We start from the raw sequence: 16,391 nt of genomic DNA, 5'->3' as shown, positions 1-16,391 counted from the left end.
GAATGAGCGCATTCGAAAAAAATATTTTAAGTGCCTGTGATCCAAACCGCAAGGCCTTTCGTAATTTAGATGTTACTTTATAACAATTTAATCAATCTCCGTGAAGATCGTCCTCAGCGATCAAGGTTTCGCTGAAGAGGCATGAGGCGCCTTGCCAAATCCACTGGATCATACGGAGGTAGGACAATGCTCGGAATGGGCGGAAAAGATGCGAGGGCTGTCTTGGCGGCCATGAGCAAGTCGCAGGCAATCATCGAATTCAAACTGGACGGCACGATACTCACGGCGAACCCGAATTTCTGCCGCGCCCTCAATTATGATCTGGCTGAGATCGTCGGCAAGCATCACCGGATCTTCGTCGATCCGGCAGAGGCGGCAACGGACGCCTATCGCGAGTTCTGGGCCAAGCTGGCGCGGGGCGAGTTCGACCAGCGCCAGTACAAGCGCATTGCCAAGGGTGGCAAGGAGATCTGGATCGAGGCGTCCTACAACCCGGTGTTCAGCGGCGGCAAGCCCTACAAGGTCATCAAGTTCGCAACCGACATCACCGCGCAGAAGCTGAAATCCGCCGAAGACAGCGGCAAGCTGGATGCGCTGTCGCGCGCCCAGGCCGTCATCGAGTTCACGCCGCAGGGCGAGATCCTGACGGCCAACGACAACTTCCTCAATACGCTCGGCTACCAGCTGTCGGAGATCAAGGGCCAGCGGCACGCCATGTTCTGCGACCCGGCCTATACGCAGACCCATGAATACCGCCAGTTCTGGGCGAAGCTTGCCGGCGGCGAGTTCGTAGCGGACGAGTTCATGCGCATCGGCAAGGGTGGCCGCAAGGTCTATATCCAAGCCTCCTACAACCCGATCTTCGACATGAACGGCCGTGTCTTCAAGGTGGTGAAGTTCGCGACCGATGTCACCGGCCGCGTCAACAACGTCAACACGCTGGCGGACGGCCTGCAGGCACTGGCACGCGGCGACCTGACGCGGACGATCGACCAGCCGTTCCTGCCGGCCTTCGAGCCGATCCGGATCGACTTCAACGACACGACGCAGAGCCTGTCGTCCACCATGTCGACGATTGCCGCCAATGCGGCAGCGATCGCAGCCGCGTCGCAGCAGATCCAGTCCGCCTCCAACGATCTGGCGCACCGGACCGAACAGCAGGCCGCCTCGGTGGAAGAAACGGCCGCGGCTCTGGAAGAGATCACCACGACCGTCAACGATTCCAGCCATCGCGCCAAGGAGGCCGGCGACCTCGTGCGGCTGGCCAAGAGCAATGCCGAGCAATCCGGGACGATCGTCAGCGAGGCGGTCGAGGCGATGGGCGACATCGAGCGCTCCTCCACCGAGATCTCCAACATCATCAGCGTGATCGACCAGATCGCCTTCCAGACCAATCTTCTGGCGCTCAATGCCGGTGTGGAAGCCGCCCGCGCCGGCGAGGCCGGCAAGGGCTTTGCCGTCGTCGCGCAGGAGGTTCGTGATCTCGCCCAGCGCTCCGCGGTCGCCGCCAAGGAGATCAAGGATCTCATCACCGCCTCCAACCAGCTCGTCGCCAAGGGCGTCTCGCTGGTCGATACGACCGGCAGCGCGCTGCGCAGCATGGTGGCGCAGGTGGTCGAGGTGGACAGCAATGTCGGCGCGATCGTCAAGGCCGCGCAGGAGCAGGCAACCGGACTGAAGGAAATCAACACGGCGATCAACTCGATCGACCAAGGCACGCAGCAGAATGCCGCCATGGTGGAAGAAACCAGCGCTGCCGCCCACAGCCTGGCGAATGAATCGCAGAAGCTCTTCCAGCAGATCGGCCGGTTCACCCTGCGCGATCAGATTCCGTCCTACGCGCCGTCCCGGCCCCAGGCCGCCCCCGCCGCGCCGGCTGCCCCCCCGCTGCGCGTCGTCGCTGCCCAGCGCGGCAATGCCGCAGTGAAGGAGGAACGCTGGAGCGAGTTCTGATCCGAACCCCGCCGCGCGCCTCCCACGCGGCGGGGTTCGGCACGGGCAAGAGCACCCCTTTCGCTCCTGCTCGACGGAAGGGGTGGCGCCACCGGCTCCCGCGCCACCCCTTTGTCCTGCGCAAGGACCGACGTCCGCCTTCGATACTCGGTCTGAGTGGGCTCCGACCATTCGGCCAACGCGGCCATGAGCAGACCGCGCCTTCGCAGATCGAAGGAGGAATGCTCAGGACGCAAGCTTCGGCAGGCTCGGTCGGTAAAGCTTGAGGCTCAGCGCGGAGAGCCAGCCTGTGCCCGTCATGACGCACACTTCAATTTCTGCTAATATGCACCGAACGCCACCGGTTGCCTGATGCGCCTGATCCGCCTTGCCCTCCCCCCGCTCCTTGCCCGCCAAGTCCATCAGATCTGGCTGTTCGAGAGCGCGTGCGGGTTGCCGGTGGGGGATCTGCGGACGGTGGTGCCGAATGGGCGGACGCGGCTGATCCTGCCTCTGGTGGGCGGGCTGACGGCTTCGGCGGGGTCCACACGCTGGGAGGTCCCTGCCGGCCGGGCGGTGCTGGTCGGCCAGTGGGAAAGGCCGGCTGTTCTCTCCGCACCAGCAGAGCCGCTCGCCACCATCGGTGTGGAGTTCACGACGACCGGGCTTGCGGCCTTTCACGCAGGCCCGCTCTCCGCCCTTTCCGGAGAGATCGTCGATGTCGAGGATGTTCTGGGGCCCTTGGCCCGGCGTTTGATGGAGCGCACGCGCAGCGCGCCGACGCCGCTGGAGGCGGCCCACTTGGTGCGCGCCGGGCTCGCGGCCTGGCTGCTTGGCCGCGATGTGCCGACGGCGCGCCTTTCGGATGTCGCGCTCCAGATGATGCGGAAGGGCAACTACAGAATGGGGCTGGAGGAACTGGCACAGCGCACCGGCTATTCGCGCCGGCATCTGCTCACCCAGTTCCAGCGCGACATCGGCCTTTCGCCCAGCCGGATCCAGACGATCCTCGCCTTCGAGCAGCTGTATCGCGGCCTGGCGCAGCATGGCTCGGCACGGCTGATGATCCAGTCCGCGCTCGATCGCTTTCACGACCAGGCCCATTTCACCCGCGTCTTCCGCAATCTGGCCGGCCTGCCGCCGGCCCGCTTTGCCGCCCGGGACAACCGTTTCGGCCGGCTGTTCTACGAAGAGGCCGCAGATCGATCTCCCGTCTCCTCAGCCTGAGCTCGGGGGACGCGCGCAAAGCGTCCAGCCCCTCGTCTCTTTCAAGCCGCGGCGCTGCGCAGGGCGAAACGGACCATGAGGGCCGCGGTGACGACGAGATGATAAAGCACGCGCGGATCGGCGACATTGCCGATCAGGGCGCCGAAGGCGAGCACGGTCACGAACCAGGCGAGAAGGCCGGCAAGGATCAACAGCGACAGCCCCTTTCCCGCCCCGCTTGCCTCGGCATAAATGCAGAGCGCCGCCAGGAAGAGGGCGAAGAAGGCGGAGCCCACCGACCAGGCAAGCGCCGGGTCGCTGCGCGAATAAGCAGGGAAGGAGCCATAGCCATGCAGGCCGGCGCCAATGGCGAGGATGACGGCGAGACCCTGTCCGATGCGTTCTACGATCATGGCGGCCTCCCTCAAGCCGCGGCCGAAAAGGCCGTTTCCACCCAGCGCACCAAGCGTGCGTCGATGGCCTCCGGCGTGGCAAGCCGAAGGCTCTGCCCGGCAAGGCGTTCGATAGTGGCAAGCTGCGTTCTGCTCGAAGGGGCGGTGAAATCCATGGCTCATCTCCGTGTCTCAATGGTGCGAGCTTAGGGCTCTGCCTTTCCGCGGTCTTGTATGTTTGGGAACAGCCGATGGCCCGAAGCTCGCCGCGCGGCTACGGCGCCGTCAAGCGGCAGATCCGTCCGGTCTGACAGGACGGACGTTCGATTTCGCAGACACGGGCGCAGCGCGCTCCGCCTGAGGCGAAAGAAGGACGGGCCGCAGCACCGTGCGGCGCTTCAGAAAAGGGTTTTCGAACGATGCGTCTATGCTTGGTATTGACCGCAGCCAGCCTTGCCGCCTGCTCGGCAAAGCCGCGTATGGGACATTCACTACGTACTGTCGACTATAGATAACAGGTGGGTGCGAGAGCTTGGAACTGGGTATCCCCGATGACGGTCTGGTCCGTTCGGAACGTCTGGAACACCGGCGCTCTGCAGGGCTTCACACCGAGCGAACGGAGAGCATGAGAAGACACGCGCCTACATCCGCCCGGCCTCCCAGCCGAGCATGGCGCGCTTTCGGGTCAGGCCCCAGTGATAGCCAGTGAGTGCGCCGCTTTTGCCGAGCGCGCGGTGGCAGGGGACGACGAAGGAGACGGGGTTGCGGCCGATGGCGGCGCCGACGGCGCGTGAGGCCGTCGGTTGGCCGATGCGCCGCGCGATGGTGGAATAGGTTTCCGCCCGGCCGAGCGGAATGTCGAGCAGCGCCGTCCAGACACGGAGCTGGAAATCCGAGCCGATCAGCACGACGCGCAGCGGTTCCTCCGCCCGCCAGCGCTCGGGCTCGAAGATCCGCGCCGCAAAGGGCGCCGTGGCCCGGCTGTCCTCAAGAAATGCGGCGGCGGGCCAGCGTACGGCCATGTCCGCAAAGGCCGCCTCTTCGCCGCCGGCATCGCTGAAGGCAAGACCGGCAAGCCCACGGTCGGTGACCATGACCAGCGCGGTTCCGAAGGGTGACGGGTGGAAGCCGTAGCGCAGGGTGAGCCCCTCGCCCTTGCGCTTCCACTCGCCGGGCGACATGGCCTCGTGGGTCACGAAGAGATCATGCAGGCGGCCGGGGCTGGAAAGGCCGAGCTCCAGGCTGGTTTCGAGCAGCGGCAGATCGTCCGCGCCCAGGAGCCGCTTGGCGTGATCGAGGGTGACGGCCTGCAGGAACGCCTTGGGCGAGAGCCCGGCCCAGCGCGTGAACGTCTTCTGCAGCTGGGTCGGCGATTGGCCGAGCGCGGCGGCAATCGCCTCCAGCGAAGGCTGGTCCCGGTAATCCTCGGTGATCAAGGCCACCACGCGCGATACGGTTTCGTAATCGGCGCCGGAGGGCGTGATTTCGGTTTGGAGGCGGGGTGCGATCATCATGGCGGGGCTCCTCTGACGAAGGAGAGAAGAGCATGGCAGTGAGCCCGTCGCCACCCGATTCTTGCGCCGGCCACAAAGCCCTATCGCCGCTTCACCGTGGCGAGCGCGCCGCTCAGCGCGGTGGCGAAGGTTTCGCGGTCGTCCCGGTTGAGGAAGGAGCCGATATCGGTCGCGCGCCGCCGGTCGCTGAGGCGCATGGAGACGATGCCGATCTCCTGGTGACGATCGACGGTGAACCGGGTCCAGAAGGGATTGAAGCGCAGCTCGGTCATCCGCCCGGAGGCGGCGAACTTGCGCACCGAGACATCCGTGCGCGACACGCTGACTTCCTCTCGCGCCCGCGCCGCCCGGTTGTTGAACCAGAAGGCTGCAAACAGCGCCACGAAATCGAGGCCGAAGAACAGGACGATCGGCCAGGCGCCGATCACCAGAAAGACGAAGACGTGCACGAGGCTCATCAGCCCGGCGATCATGAGGAAGACGCGCAGGCCCTTGCGACCAAGCGAGCGATAGGGCGTCAGCTCGGCGCTGAAGACAGGCCTGTCGGCCGGCGGCATCGCTTCGGCCGGCGGGGGCTGAAGGGTCGGGTCTTTCTCACCGTCGCGCATGTTGCCTTCCTTCCACACTGCAGAATATAGAGCGGCAAAGCCGCAAGCGGGAGAGGCCGCCTTGGCCTTGCCCTCCCAGAACGCCGGGACATCTCGCCGCATGACGACGCCGAAGACCAAGACGGGCCCGCATTCCAGCGCCAAGGCGCGGACGACAGTCAAGCCCGGCCCGCGCAAGAGCAGCCGCGCCCGCCGCGTGAAAACAGCCTATACGCCGGCCGAGATCGAAGAGATCTTCCGCCGCTTCTCGATCCAGCGGCCGGAGCCGAAGGGCGAGCTCGAACATGTGAATCCCTTCACGCTCGTCGTCGCCGTGGCGCTTTCCGCCCAGGCAACGGATGCCGGGGTGAACAAGGCGACACGGGCGCTCTTTGCCGCCGCCGACACGCCGGAAAAAATGCTGGCGCTCGGCGAAGACCGGGTGCGCGACTACATCCGCACGATCGGGCTCTACCGCAACAAGGCCAAGAATGTCATGGCGCTGAGCGAGATGCTGGTGCGCGACTTCGGCGGCGTGGTGCCGCAGACGCGCGAGGCGCTGGTGCTTCTGCCGGGGGTGGGGCGCAAGACCGCCAATGTCGTGCTGTCCATGGCCTTCGGCCAGGCGACGATGGCGGTCGATACCCATATCTTCCGCTTGGCGAACCGGCTGCAGCTCGCGCCGGGCAAGACGCCGGATGCGGTGGAAGATGCCCTGCTCGCGGTCATTCCGCAGGCCTATCTCTACCATGCCCATCACTGGCTGATCCTGCATGGGCGCTATGTCTGCAAGGCCCGCAAGCCCGACTGCGAGCGCTGCATCATTGCCGATCTCTGCAAGGCGGCGGAGAAGACCAATGCCATCCCCGCGCCGCTCGTCGAGCTGCCTGCCCAGGCAATCGCCGCCGAAGCCGCCACGCCGGAAGAAGCCGCAGCCTTGCCCTTGACCGACGTCTGAAACGCCGCCGGGCCGTTTAGGCTCAGCGCCTTTCCGTGCCGCTGTAGAGCAGCGCTGCGGCCGGCAGAGCGAAGCCGAGAAGCGAGGCGCCCCACCAGCCTTCCCGCGCATAGATCCACACGCCGGCCGCCGAGCCGATCGCCCCGCCGACGAAGCAGAAGGCCATGAACAGGCCGTTCAGCCGGCTGCGATGCGCCTCGCTGAGGCCATAGATCGCCCGCTGGCCGAGAATGAGATTGGTCGAAACCGCAAAGTCGAGCGTGATGGCGGCCAGCACCATCAGCGCCAGAGCGCCCGTGCTGCCGAGCGGCAGGATATGGGTGAGCAGGAAGGAACTGGCGGCTGCGACCAGCGCGATGCGGGTACCGAGGTGGCTCCAGCCGCGATCGGCGAGCCGGCCGGCAAGCGGCGCCGCGAAGGCGCCGGCCGCACCCGCCAGCGCAAACAGCGCCAGGCCGAACTGCGACAGGCCGAAGACCGGGCTCGACAGGAGGAGCGGCGTCACGGTCCAGAAAAGGCTGAAGGCGGCGAAGAGACAGGCTTGGTAGAGCGCGCGCCGGCGGAGCACCGGCTGCGTCAAGGCCAGATGCGGCAGCGACCCGATCAGCGCGCCATAGGTTAGCCCGGCCGAAGGCTGGCGGGTGGGGAGCTTGCGAGCAAGAACGAGGCCCAGCACCGCCATGGCGGCAGCCGAAAGCACGAAGACCATGTGCCAGGACAGGACGGCAGCGATCAGGCTGGAGATCGGGCGGGCGAGCATGATGCCGAACATCAGCCCGCTCATGACATTGCCGACCGCGCTGCCCCGCCGCGCTGCCGGCGCCATCTGGGCGGCATAGGGCACGATGATCTGGACCGTGACCGAGGTCAGGCCGATCGCCAGGGCAAGGCCGAGGAACAGCACCGCCCCGGTCGCGAGCCCGGCAGCCAGCACCGCCAAGGCGCCGATCGACAGCATGATGAGGATGAGGCGCCGGTTCTCGAACAGGTCTCCGAGCGGAACGATCAGCAGCAGGCCGATCGCATAGCCGATCTGCGTCAGCGTGACGACGAGACCGGAAAAGGCCGGCGTCAGGCCGAGCGAGGCGCTGATCGGCCCCACCAGCGGCTGAGCATAATAGAGGTTCGCAACGATCAATCCGCAGGCGAAGGCGAGCAGCAGGGTGAGCGCGGGCGACAATGCAGCCGGCGCGGATCGGACATCATCCACCATGTCAAACCTTTCTCCCTCCGCCGGCGCACCGCGTGGTCGTCTGCCGGCGGCCCGGCCGGTCTTCGCCAGCCGATACCTCGCCAAGGCCTATCGCACGCCGCCTGCCGGCCCGCAATGCCGGCCGGGCCTGCGCGACGATTCGCCCGGCCGCACTTAGGCAGCCGGTTTTCTCGCCGCAAGCGGGCAGCAGCATGGCGAAGAGACTTTCCTTCCGCGCGGCAAATCCGCTAAGACCCGGCCGAAGGCCATATCGAAGGCGGGGTTCATGAGCACATTCGACGTCCTGACGATCGGCAACGCCATCGTCGACATCATCGCGCGCTGCGAGGATCGCTTCCTCGACGACAACGAGATCATCAAGAGCGCGATGAACCTCATCGATGCCGAGCGCGCGGAACTCCTCTACAGCCGGATGGGCCCGGCGCTCGAGGCCTCCGGCGGCAGCGCCGGCAATACGGCGGCCGGCGTTGCCAGCCTCGGCGGCCGGGCCGCCTATTTCGGCAAGGTGGCGAGCGACCAGCTGGGCGAGATCTTTACCCACGACATCCGCGCGCAGGGCGTTCATTTCCAGACCCGGCCGCTCGGAAGCCAGCCGCCGACCGCCCGTTCGATGATCTTCGTCACCCCGGATGGCGAGCGCTCGATGAACACCTATCTCGGCGCCTGCGTGGAACTGGGTCCGGAGGATGTCGAGCCGGACGTGGTGGCCGAGGCTCGCGTCACCTATTTCGAGGGCTACCTTTGGGATCCGCCGCGCGCCAAGGATGCGATCCGCGATGCCGCGCGCATCGCGCACGCGCATGGGCGCGAGGTTGCGATGACGCTGTCGGACAGTTTCTGCGTCCACCGCTATCGCGCCGAGTTTCTGGAGCTGATGCGCAGCGGCACGGTGGACATCGTCTTCGCCAACCGCGCCGAGGTTCTGGCGCTCTACGAGACGGAGGACTTCGAGGCGGCGCTCTCGGCACTTGCCAAGGATTGCCGGCTCGCGGCAGTGACGCTCTCGGAGGACGGATCGATTATTCTGCGCGGGACAGACCGCGTGCGGATCGCCGCGCATGACGTCGCGCGCGTTGTCGACACCACGGGGGCCGGCGATCTCTATGCTGCAGGCTTCCTGTTCGGCTACACGGCAGGCTTGCCGCTTGAGCGCTGCGGTGCGCTCGGCAGCCTGGCGGCCGGCATCGTCATCGAGCAGGTGGGCCCACGGCCCATGGTATCGTTGAAGGTGGAGGCGGAGCGGCTCGGGCTTCTCTAAGACGGTTCACGCGAAGCGCGGTCGCTCCCAAGACAAGCCCTATTTGAACGCCTCGCCCGGATAGGCGCCCCAGATCTCGCCCTGGACCAGCCAGCCCTCGGCGCCGTTGACCTCGGCTCGGCACCAATCGCCCGTGCACTCGCCGACCTTGACGACGACGCCGGGCTCAATACGCGCAACGATGGCAGCATTGGCCTGCGGCTCGCGGCGCATGTTGACGAAGACGCCCTCGCCCTTTCCGCGCATCCAGGGTGCGGTCAGTGCCGTGCGCTCGCCGGACAGAAGCGCCTGGTTGACCCAGCCTTCCGTACCGTCGGCATCGCGGATGCGGCGCCAATTGTCATATTCCTGAATGATCTCCACCGGCATGCCGGAGCGCAGGTAGCGCCAGGCCACGGCGTAATCGAGGCTGGGCCCGACCCGCAGGTTGACGCTCTTCGACTTCAAGCTGACGAAGCGCGGCAACGGCAGGCCGCTCGTGCCCTTCGCCGCCTGGGCAAAGGCCTCCGCAGAGCCTCCGGCGCCACTGAGTGCAAGCATCAGGGCCAGGAACAGAAGGCGAGGGAACCGGCGCATGAGATATTCCGTTTTCAAACCGTCGATCATCGACATCTTGCCACTCCGGCATCGCTGCGCGCCCATCGGTCGCAACCTGCGTCGGGCGGCAGCGCGGGCCATGTTGTGTTCGCCTGTGTCTCTGCTAGATAACGTTTCTGCTAGATAAGGCTGCAGGACCAACGATCCCGCATCTTGGTTAAAAACCCGTCAACAGGCTGATCGTGGCAATGACATCGAAGAAGAAGCCGAGGGTCTACATCACGCGCAAGCTGCCCGATCTCGTCGAGACGCGCATGCGCGAATTGTTCGATGCCGAGCTTAACATCGACGACGTGCCACGCAGCCGCGAGGCGCTTCTGGAAGCCGTTCAGCACGCCGACGTGCTGGTGCCGACGGTGACCGACCGGATCGACCAGACGCTGATCGAACAAGCCGGACCGCAATTGAAACTGATCGCCAGCTTCTCCAACGGCGTCGATAATATCGACATCGACGCCGCCGCCCGGCGCGGCATCACGGTCACCAATACGCCGAATGTGCTGACGGAAGACACGGCGGACATGGCCATGGCGCTGATCCTCGCCGTGCCGCGCCGGCTGGCGGAAGGCGCCACGATCCTGACCGACCGCCGCCATGAATGGGCAGGCTGGTCCCCCACCTGGATGCTCGGCCGCCGCCTCGGCGGCAAGCGGCTCGGCATTGTCGGCATGGGGCGGATCGGCACTGCGGTCGCCCGCCGCGCGAAAGCTTTCGGCCTGTCGATCCACTACCACAACCGCAAACGAGTGAGCCGAGAGACCGAGGAGCAGCTGGAGGCCACCTATTGGGACAGCCTCGACCAGATGCTGGCCCGCGTCGATATCGTGTCCGTCAACTGCCCGTCGACGCCCGCGACCTATCACCTGCTCTCGGCCCGCCGGCTGCAGCTGATGCGGCCGACCAGCATCCTCGTCAACACCGCCCGCGGCGGCATCATCGACGAGACCGCGCTGATCAAATGCATCCGCGAAGGCCGGATTGCCGGCGCCGGGCTCGACGTCTTCGAGAACGAGCCGGTGGTGAACCCCAAGCTCGTCAAGCTCGCAGCGGAGGGCAAGGTGGTGCTGCTGCCGCATATGAGCTCGGCCACCATCGAGGGCCGGGTCGACATGGGCGACAAGGTGATCATCAACATCCGCACCTTCTTCGACGGGCACCGCCCGCCGGACCGCGTCCTGCCCGGCCGCAACTGACTGAAAAGAACGCCAGCCGGATCACACTCGCTTTCGGCGGTAGCGGATCGTCTCGAAGCGGGCGGCCAGACCGTCATAGAGCAGGAGCCGGCCGATCAGCGGCTCGCCGGCGCCGGTGATGAGCTTGATCACCTCCATGGCCTGAAGCGTGCCGATGACCCCCGTCAGCGCACCCACCACCCCGGCTTCCGCGCAGCTCGGCACCGTACCCGGCGGCGGGGCCATGGGAAAGAGATCGCGATAGCCTGGGTTTTGCCGCCCGTCCGCATCGTGTGCATAGGGCATCAGGACGGTCACCGACCCATCGAACCGGCCGACGGCGCCGGTGACCATGGGCACACGGGCCGCCTCGGCGTGATCGGCGGCGAGGAAGCGCGTGTCGAAATTGTCGGAGCCGTCGACGATGATGTGATAGCCGGCGAAGAGATCGGCAGCACTGGCAGTATCGAGGCGCTGCGCGTGGGGCACGACAGCCACATGCGGGTTCAGACGCAACAAGCTCTCCGCCGCGCTCTCCACCTTCGGCCGGCCGATATCCGACGTGCCGTGGATGATCTGGCGCTGGAGATTGGAAAGCGAAACGGTGTCGTCATCGACGATCCCGAGCGTGCCCACACCGGCGGCGGCGAGATAGTGCAACACGGGCGCGCCGAGCCCGCCCGCCCCGATGACCAGCACCCGCGCGGCTTTCAGCGCCTGTTGCCCGGCGCCGCCGATTTCCGGCAGAACGATGTGGCGGGCATAGCGCCCGATCTCGTCAGGGGTCAGCGCCTCGGTCATGGGCTCAGTCTTCCTCGCGGATGGTGCCGTTGGCAACGGTGAAACAGCGGGCGCGGTCTCCAAGCGCGGCAAACATGGCGCGATCGGTGCCGGTCATGAAGGCCTGGCCGCCGAGGTCGTCGACGAGATCGAAGAGCGCCGCCCGCCGGCCGGCATCGAGATGGGCGGCAATCTCGTCGAGCAGCAGGATGGGCGCTGCGCCGGTCATGTTGGCCACCAGGCGGGCATGGGCAAGCACGAGCCCGACGAGCAGCGCCTTCTGCTCGCCGGTGGAGCAGCGCTCGGCCTCGATATCCTTCTCCTGATGGCGGATCAGCAGATCGGCGCGATGAGGGCCTTCGAGCGTGCGCCCGGCTGCCGCATCGCGCCAGCGGCCGCTGCGCAGCCTGGCCTGATACTCCTCCTCGAGGTCGAAGGCGAAACGCTCGGTCTCGCCATCGAGAAAGCCGGTCAGCGCGAGGCTCGCTTTGGGGAAGCCGCCATCGGCGCGGCTGTCGGCGATCAGGGCCGTCAGCAGGCCGAGCATTTCCGTGCGGGCCAGCGCCATGGCGACGCCGAGCCCGGCCATCTGCTGCTCGATCCCATCCAGCCAGACGGGATCCGGCGAAGGCTCGCAGAGCAGCTTGTTGCGGCTGCGCATGGCGCGCTCGAAATCGCTGGCGCGCCGGCCATGGTCCGGATCGAGCGAGAGGACCAGACGATCGAGAAAGCGGCGCCGGTCGCCGGCCGGACCGGTGAAGAGCCCATCCATGGAGGGGGTGAGCCAGAGCACGCGCAAATGGTCGAGCAGTTCGTCGATCGTCTTCGCCGGCGTGCCGTTGAGCCGCAGGCGGCGCGACTGGCCGTCCTCGCTGCCCGCCGTGCCGGTGCCCATCTCCACCTCGCCCTGCATGCCGTCGAGCACGGCAAAGACGGAGAACCCGTCCTGCGCACCCACACGGGTCACATCGGCATAGGGCGCGCGGCGCAGTCCACGTCCGGGGGAAAGGAAGGAGACGGCCTCCATGAGATTGGTCTTGCCAGACCCGTTTTCCCCGGTCAGCACGATGTGATGCGGCGAGAGCGGCAGGGTAAGCCCGGTATAATTCCGGAAATCCGTGAGCTTGAGCCGGGAAAGGGAGATTTTCTGCGCCATGCGAAGCTTTCAAGCAGGACCGCATGGCTGCAACGACCATGACGGCAGAGCACCCGGCAGGCTGGAACCCTCGACGCGGATCCGCGCCTGAACCGGTTGCACACCGGCTGCTGTAGAACCTCGGCCCCGGACTGACAAGCGCCTGACAAGCGCCGACCGCCGCTTTGCCGGAGCGGGATGACGCGAAGCCCAACGCCCGGTCAGCCGGAGGGTCCGTCGAGCTCCGGATAGGCGCGGAAAATGCCGTTCTCATTGAAGGCGATCCGCCGCTCCGAGGCGAGATAGGCGGCGATTTTCGGCAGCGCGGCCACCCGGTCGTGAAGGGCGGTCAGCGCCGGATAGCGCGCGGCGTCGCCCTCCATGGCCCGCGGGAAGGCGTAGCGCAGGCCCTCCACCAATTGGAACAGCGAAAGATCGCCATAGGTCAGATGGTCGCCGACGAGCCCCTCGCCAGCCTCGTTGTTGGCGATGATCTGCTCGAAATAGGTCAAGAACTTCGGCAGGCGCTCGGCGCGGAAATCCTTGGCGCGGCGCAGCGCCTCGGGCCGCTGGTCTTCATAAAACAGGCTGCTGGCAATCGGGTGGTGAGTGTCGTGCACCTCCGTCACCATGTCGGCGATCGTCAGTTGCAGCCCGTTCAGGCGCAGGCGAAGCCCCTCTTCACTGGGCGCCAGGCCGAGCTTCGGCCCGAGATAGAAGAGAATGTTGGCGACATGGGAGACGAGCAGCGCTCCATCCTTCAGGAAGGGCGGCGCGAAGGGCGCATCGGGAAGCTCGGGATGGCCGAGCATGTCCAGCATCTGCGTCGTGCCGCCCTCCTCGCGGGCGATATCGACATAGGGCACCCCGGCTTGCTCCAGGGCCAGCCGCACGAATTCGCCGCGCCCCTGAAGACCATCCCAATAATAAAGCGTGTAGGCCATGCGTGTTCTCCGGTCTTGCCGCCGGACAGGAAGATGGAGCGCGGCAGCAGCGAGGCAACAAAAAACCGGGGGCGAGAGGCCCCCGGTTTTGCAAACGATTGGACGCGAGCAAGCTTCAGCCCTCGAAGAATTCCTTCATCCGCGCGAAGAAGCCGCTGGACTCCGGATTGTTGTCCTTCGACGAAATCTCGGCAAACTCCTGCAAAAGCTCGCGCTGGCGCTTCGTCAGCTTTTGCGGCGTCTCGATCTGGATCTGGATATAGAGATCGCCGACCTGGTTGGAGCGCAACACCGGCATGCCCTTGCCCTTCAGGCGGAACTGCTTGCCGGCCTGCGTGCCTTCCGGCACGGTGACGCGCGACTTGGTGCCGTCGAGCGTCTGCACGTCGAACTTGCCGCCCAGCGCTGCCGTCGTCATCGAGATCGGCACCGAGCAGTAGAGATCCGATCCGTCGCGCTGATAGAACTCATGCGGCTTGACGGACAGGAAGATGTAGAGATCGCCGGACGGGCCGCCGCGCATGCCGGCCTCGCCTTCGCCCGAGAGACGGATCCGCGTGCCATCCTCGATGCCGGCCGGGATGTTGACGGACAGCGAACGCTCCTCGGTGACGCGGCCCTGGCCGTGGCACTTGGTGCAGGGTTCGGGGATGATCGTGCCGCGGCCCTGGCAGGTCGGACAGGTGCGCTCGATCGAGAAGAACCCTTGCGCGGCGCGCACGCGGCCGGAGCCCTGGCAGGTGGTGCAGGTCTTGGGCTGGGTGCCCGGCTTGGCGCCGGAGCCGGAGCAGACATCGCAGGTGATGGAGGTCGGCACGCGGATCTGCGCCGTCTTGCCGGCAAAGGCTTCCTCCAGCGTAATTTCCATGTTGTAGCGGAGATCGGCACCGCGCTCGCGCCCACCCGAGGCGCGCTGGCGCTGGCGGCCGCCGCCCATCATCTCGCCGAAGATATCCTCGAAAATATCGGAGAACCCGCCGGCGCCGCCGCCCATGCCGCCCATTCCGCCGGGGCCCATGCCGCCCTGCTCGAAGGCCGCATGGCCATAGCGATCGTAGGCCGCCCGCTTCTGCGGGTCCTTCAGCGTCTCATAGGCCTCGTTGATCTCCTTGAAGGTATGCTCCGCCTGGGCATCCCCCGGATTCTTGTCGGGATGGTACTTCATGGCGAGCTTGCGAAAAGCGCTCTTCAGCTCCTTCTCGTCCGCCGTCTTGGCAACGCCGAGCGTCTCGTAAAGATCACGTTTCATATGGTCGAGGGTGTCCTGTTGAACAGACGCGACAGGACCGGACCTCCGGTCGCCGCCTGATTTCCTGTTTCCCGATTTAGTGATCCTTTGCGCGCGATGCCATAGGCAAGAGCGGCCGGATGCGATCTTTTTGTCGAAAAAACGGCGGTCAGGCCGCAGCTTGCTCCGGCGCGACAGGCCCACTGGCGTGCCGGCTGCCGAAGCGCCGGTTCAGCCAGCCGCTGACAGGGCGCTCGAACCATCGGTCCGAGGCAAGCGCAACGATGACCGTGATCGCCATGGGCACGAGAAGGAAGACGTAGAAATTCACGAGCCCGAGCGGTGCAATTCCGTGTTTCCAGCCGATCGCCAGAACCAGCGTCTCGACCACCGGGTGCCAGAGATAGATGCCGAAGGAGACGGCGCCGAGCGGCGCGAGGAGGCGCAAATGACGCGCGCCATCGGGGTTGTTGCGCTCCGCCAGCGCGGCGAGGAACATCGACACGGCCAGCAGCACGACGATGAGGAAGGCGGGCCAGACGAACAGCATGGCGGCGATGGTCAGCGCGAAGGCGCTCCAGGCCGGCAGATGGCTCTGGAGCTGCCAGCGGCTTTGCCGCACCAGCAGCATGACGAGCCCACCCAAGGCAAAATCGGCAAAAGCCCGGTAGGCGCCGAACGTATCGGCCAGAAGCCAGCTCGAGAAGGGAATGACCCCGGCTTCGGTTGCCGCCTCGAGTAGCGCGATCGCCGCGAGAGCCAGAGCGGCAAGCCCCTTCCAACCGGCATGGCGGATCACCAGGACGAAGACGGGCAGGAGCAGATAGCAGAACCACTCGGCCGAGAGCGACCAGGCGACATAGTTGAAGCTCAGCTGATCCGTCGTGCCCCAGGCCTGCACCAGAGCCAAGTTCTGCCAGAGGAAGCCCGGATCATAGCGCCCGGGCTGGGTGGAGCTGACGAGGCCGGCATGCAGCGCCATGCAGACCAGGACGAAGAACAGGAAGGTGACGAGATAGAGGGGATAGAACCGCGCCAGCCGGCGGACGAGGAAGGACCGGTAGGCGCGAACGCTGGTCAGCGTTTCGCCATAGCGCAGAAGGATCAGGAAGCCCGAGATCATGAAGAACATGTCCATCAGCGGCAGCAGCCGATAGAGCATGTCCGACACATGATGCTGGGTGGCATCATCCGGCCCGAAGCGCAGGAAGTGATAGACCATCACCAGCATTGCGGCGGAAAGCCGCCAGAATTCGAAGATGCGAAAGTGCATGCGCCGTGCCTTCAGGTCCTGGATCGGCCTGGATGCCGACGAGCCCAGTCTAGCGGATCGACGTGCTTGAACCGTTAATATAGCTTTACGTAATTAGAGTTGAACGCTGCCGCCCCTGGTCAAACCTGGGGGTGTCGCGGCGGCGGCGCGCTTCGGCGACGATTATGCAGCACTAGGTTCGAAAGAAAAAGCCCGGGCAGAT

Annotated in this window: 17 protein-coding genes; 6 read left to right on the top strand and 11 right to left on the bottom strand. The window is 65.9% G+C overall.

The window, feature by feature from the left end:
• Positions 1-186: 186 nt before the first annotated feature.
• The gene (locus U8330_RS01215; RefSeq protein ID WP_323103315.1) at positions 187-1,953 is read left to right on the top strand and encodes a PAS domain-containing methyl-accepting chemotaxis protein; all 1,767 of its coding nucleotides are present in this window, start codon (positions 187-189) and stop codon (positions 1,951-1,953) included.
• A 351-nt stretch (positions 1,954-2,304) separates the two neighbouring features.
• Positions 2,305-3,159, top strand: coding sequence for an AraC family transcriptional regulator (locus tag U8330_RS01210; protein ID WP_323103314.1), 855 nt, complete (start codon positions 2,305-2,307; stop codon positions 3,157-3,159).
• 41 nt (positions 3,160-3,200) lie between these two features.
• Here U8330_RS01210 and U8330_RS01205 read toward each other — a convergent pair whose 3' ends face one another.
• The 4 genes from U8330_RS01205 to U8330_RS01190 form a co-directional block, all read right to left on the bottom strand.
• Entirely contained in the window at positions 3,201-3,551 is a 351-nt protein-coding gene (locus U8330_RS01205) for a hypothetical protein (protein ID WP_323103313.1), read from the bottom strand.
• A gap of 11 nt (positions 3,552-3,562) precedes the next feature.
• On the bottom strand, positions 3,563-3,706 hold the full coding sequence (locus U8330_RS01200; protein ID WP_323103312.1) for a hypothetical protein: 144 nt from the start codon (positions 3,704-3,706) through the stop codon (positions 3,563-3,565).
• Positions 3,707-4,171: 465 nt separating this feature from the next.
• Entirely contained in the window at positions 4,172-5,044 is an 873-nt protein-coding gene (locus tag U8330_RS01195) for a bifunctional helix-turn-helix domain-containing protein/methylated-DNA--[protein]-cysteine S-methyltransferase (RefSeq protein WP_323103310.1), read from the bottom strand.
• An 80-nt stretch (positions 5,045-5,124) separates the two neighbouring features.
• A complete protein-coding gene (locus U8330_RS01190) occupies positions 5,125-5,601 on the bottom strand; it encodes a DUF2244 domain-containing protein (protein ID WP_323107078.1) in 477 nt (158 codons plus the stop codon).
• 151 nt (positions 5,602-5,752) lie between these two features.
• On the opposite strand from U8330_RS01190, the gene nth reads away from it, so the two are divergent.
• Positions 5,753-6,589 (top strand): endonuclease III, encoded by an 837-nt coding sequence (gene nth, locus U8330_RS01185; RefSeq protein WP_323103308.1) that lies wholly within the window; start codon positions 5,753-5,755, stop codon positions 6,587-6,589.
• A gap of 22 nt (positions 6,590-6,611) precedes the next feature.
• Here nth and U8330_RS01180 read toward each other — a convergent pair whose 3' ends face one another.
• Positions 6,612-7,802: an MFS transporter gene (locus U8330_RS01180; RefSeq protein ID WP_323103306.1), complete on the bottom strand. Its 1,191-nt coding sequence runs from the start codon at positions 7,800-7,802 to the stop codon at positions 6,612-6,614.
• Between U8330_RS01180 and U8330_RS01175 the strand changes: the two genes are divergently transcribed.
• On the top strand, positions 7,801-7,959 hold the full coding sequence (locus tag U8330_RS01175) for a hypothetical protein (RefSeq protein WP_323103305.1): 159 nt from the start codon (positions 7,801-7,803) through the stop codon (positions 7,957-7,959). The two genes, U8330_RS01180 and U8330_RS01175, sit on opposite strands and share 2 nt — an antisense overlap.
• A 108-nt stretch (positions 7,960-8,067) precedes the next feature.
• Positions 8,068-9,060, top strand: a complete 993-nt coding sequence (locus tag U8330_RS01170) for an adenosine kinase (RefSeq protein WP_323103304.1) — start codon at positions 8,068-8,070, stop codon at positions 9,058-9,060.
• A 39-nt stretch (positions 9,061-9,099) separates the two neighbouring features.
• Here U8330_RS01170 and U8330_RS01165 read toward each other — a convergent pair whose 3' ends face one another.
• Positions 9,100-9,636, bottom strand: a complete 537-nt coding sequence (locus tag U8330_RS01165) for an SH3 domain-containing protein (protein ID WP_416236889.1) — start codon at positions 9,634-9,636, stop codon at positions 9,100-9,102.
• 209 nt (positions 9,637-9,845) lie between these two features.
• Here U8330_RS01165 and U8330_RS01160 point away from each other — a divergent pair, with 209 nt between their 5' ends.
• Complete coding sequence (locus U8330_RS01160; RefSeq protein WP_323103303.1) at positions 9,846-10,850, top strand: D-glycerate dehydrogenase; 1,005 nt, start codon at positions 9,846-9,848, stop codon at positions 10,848-10,850.
• Positions 10,851-10,871: 21 nt separating this feature from the next.
• On the opposite strand, the gene U8330_RS01155 is transcribed toward U8330_RS01160, so the two are convergent.
• From U8330_RS01155 to U8330_RS01135, 5 genes are all read right to left on the bottom strand, one after another.
• Positions 10,872-11,630, bottom strand: a complete 759-nt coding sequence (locus tag U8330_RS01155) for a molybdopterin-synthase adenylyltransferase MoeB (protein WP_323103302.1) — start codon at positions 11,628-11,630, stop codon at positions 10,872-10,874.
• Between the two features lie 4 nt (positions 11,631-11,634).
• Positions 11,635-12,765, bottom strand: a complete 1,131-nt coding sequence (recF, locus tag U8330_RS01150; protein WP_323103300.1) for a DNA replication/repair protein RecF — start codon at positions 12,763-12,765, stop codon at positions 11,635-11,637.
• A 200-nt stretch (positions 12,766-12,965) separates the two neighbouring features.
• Complete coding sequence (locus tag U8330_RS01145) at positions 12,966-13,688, bottom strand: glutathione S-transferase (RefSeq protein ID WP_323103298.1); 723 nt, start codon at positions 13,686-13,688, stop codon at positions 12,966-12,968.
• Between the two features lie 115 nt (positions 13,689-13,803).
• Entirely contained in the window at positions 13,804-14,937 is a 1,134-nt protein-coding gene (gene dnaJ, locus U8330_RS01140) for a molecular chaperone DnaJ (RefSeq protein WP_323103297.1), read from the bottom strand.
• Between the two features lie 148 nt (positions 14,938-15,085).
• A complete protein-coding gene (locus U8330_RS01135; RefSeq protein WP_323103295.1) occupies positions 15,086-16,189 on the bottom strand; it encodes an acyltransferase in 1,104 nt (367 codons plus the stop codon).
• Between the last annotated feature and the right edge of the window lie 202 nt (positions 16,190-16,391).

Source organism: Rhizobium sp. CC-YZS058 (assembly GCF_034720595.1).
In the GTDB taxonomy this organism is placed as follows: Bacteria; Pseudomonadota; Alphaproteobacteria; order Rhizobiales; family Rhizobiaceae; genus Ferranicluibacter.
This window is presented reverse-complemented; position numbering and strand designations above follow the sequence as displayed.

Bases quoted from the DNA above. Each gene is read 5' to 3' on its own strand.
- U8330_RS01155 (WP_323103302.1), bottom strand. From the start codon at position 11,630: ATGACCGAGGCGCTGACCCCTGACGAGATCGGGCGCTATGCCCGCCAC.
- U8330_RS01145 (WP_323103298.1), bottom strand. From the start codon at position 13,688: ATGGCCTACACGCTTTATTATTGGGATGGTCTTCAGGGGCGCGGCGAA.
- U8330_RS01195 (WP_323103310.1), bottom strand. From the start codon at position 5,044: ATGATGATCGCACCCCGCCTCCAAACCGAAATCACGCCCTCCGGCGCC.
- U8330_RS01190 (WP_323107078.1), bottom strand. From the start codon at position 5,601: ATGCCGCCGGCCGACAGGCCTGTCTTCAGCGCCGAGCTGACGCCCTAT.
- U8330_RS01210 (WP_323103314.1), top strand. From the start codon at position 2,305: ATGCGCCTGATCCGCCTTGCCCTCCCCCCGCTCCTTGCCCGCCAAGTC.
- U8330_RS01160 (WP_323103303.1), top strand. From the start codon at position 9,846: ATGACATCGAAGAAGAAGCCGAGGGTCTACATCACGCGCAAGCTGCCC.
- U8330_RS01180 (WP_323103306.1), bottom strand. From the start codon at position 7,802: ATGGTGGATGATGTCCGATCCGCGCCGGCTGCATTGTCGCCCGCGCTC.
- U8330_RS01135 (WP_323103295.1), bottom strand. From the start codon at position 16,189: ATGCACTTTCGCATCTTCGAATTCTGGCGGCTTTCCGCCGCAATGCTG.
- U8330_RS01165 (WP_416236889.1), bottom strand. From the start codon at position 9,636: ATGCGCCGGTTCCCTCGCCTTCTGTTCCTGGCCCTGATGCTTGCACTC.
- recF (WP_323103300.1), bottom strand. From the start codon at position 12,765: ATGGCGCAGAAAATCTCCCTTTCCCGGCTCAAGCTCACGGATTTCCGG.
- U8330_RS01205 (WP_323103313.1), bottom strand. From the start codon at position 3,551: ATGATCGTAGAACGCATCGGACAGGGTCTCGCCGTCATCCTCGCCATT.
- U8330_RS01170 (WP_323103304.1), top strand. From the start codon at position 8,068: ATGAGCACATTCGACGTCCTGACGATCGGCAACGCCATCGTCGACATC.
- dnaJ (WP_323103297.1), bottom strand. From the start codon at position 14,937: ATGAAACGTGATCTTTACGAGACGCTCGGCGTTGCCAAGACGGCGGAC.
- nth (WP_323103308.1), top strand. From the start codon at position 5,753: ATGACGACGCCGAAGACCAAGACGGGCCCGCATTCCAGCGCCAAGGCG.
- U8330_RS01200 (WP_323103312.1), bottom strand. From the start codon at position 3,706: ATGGATTTCACCGCCCCTTCGAGCAGAACGCAGCTTGCCACTATCGAA.
- U8330_RS01175 (WP_323103305.1), top strand. From the start codon at position 7,801: ATGTCAAACCTTTCTCCCTCCGCCGGCGCACCGCGTGGTCGTCTGCCG.
- U8330_RS01215 (WP_323103315.1), top strand. From the start codon at position 187: ATGCTCGGAATGGGCGGAAAAGATGCGAGGGCTGTCTTGGCGGCCATG.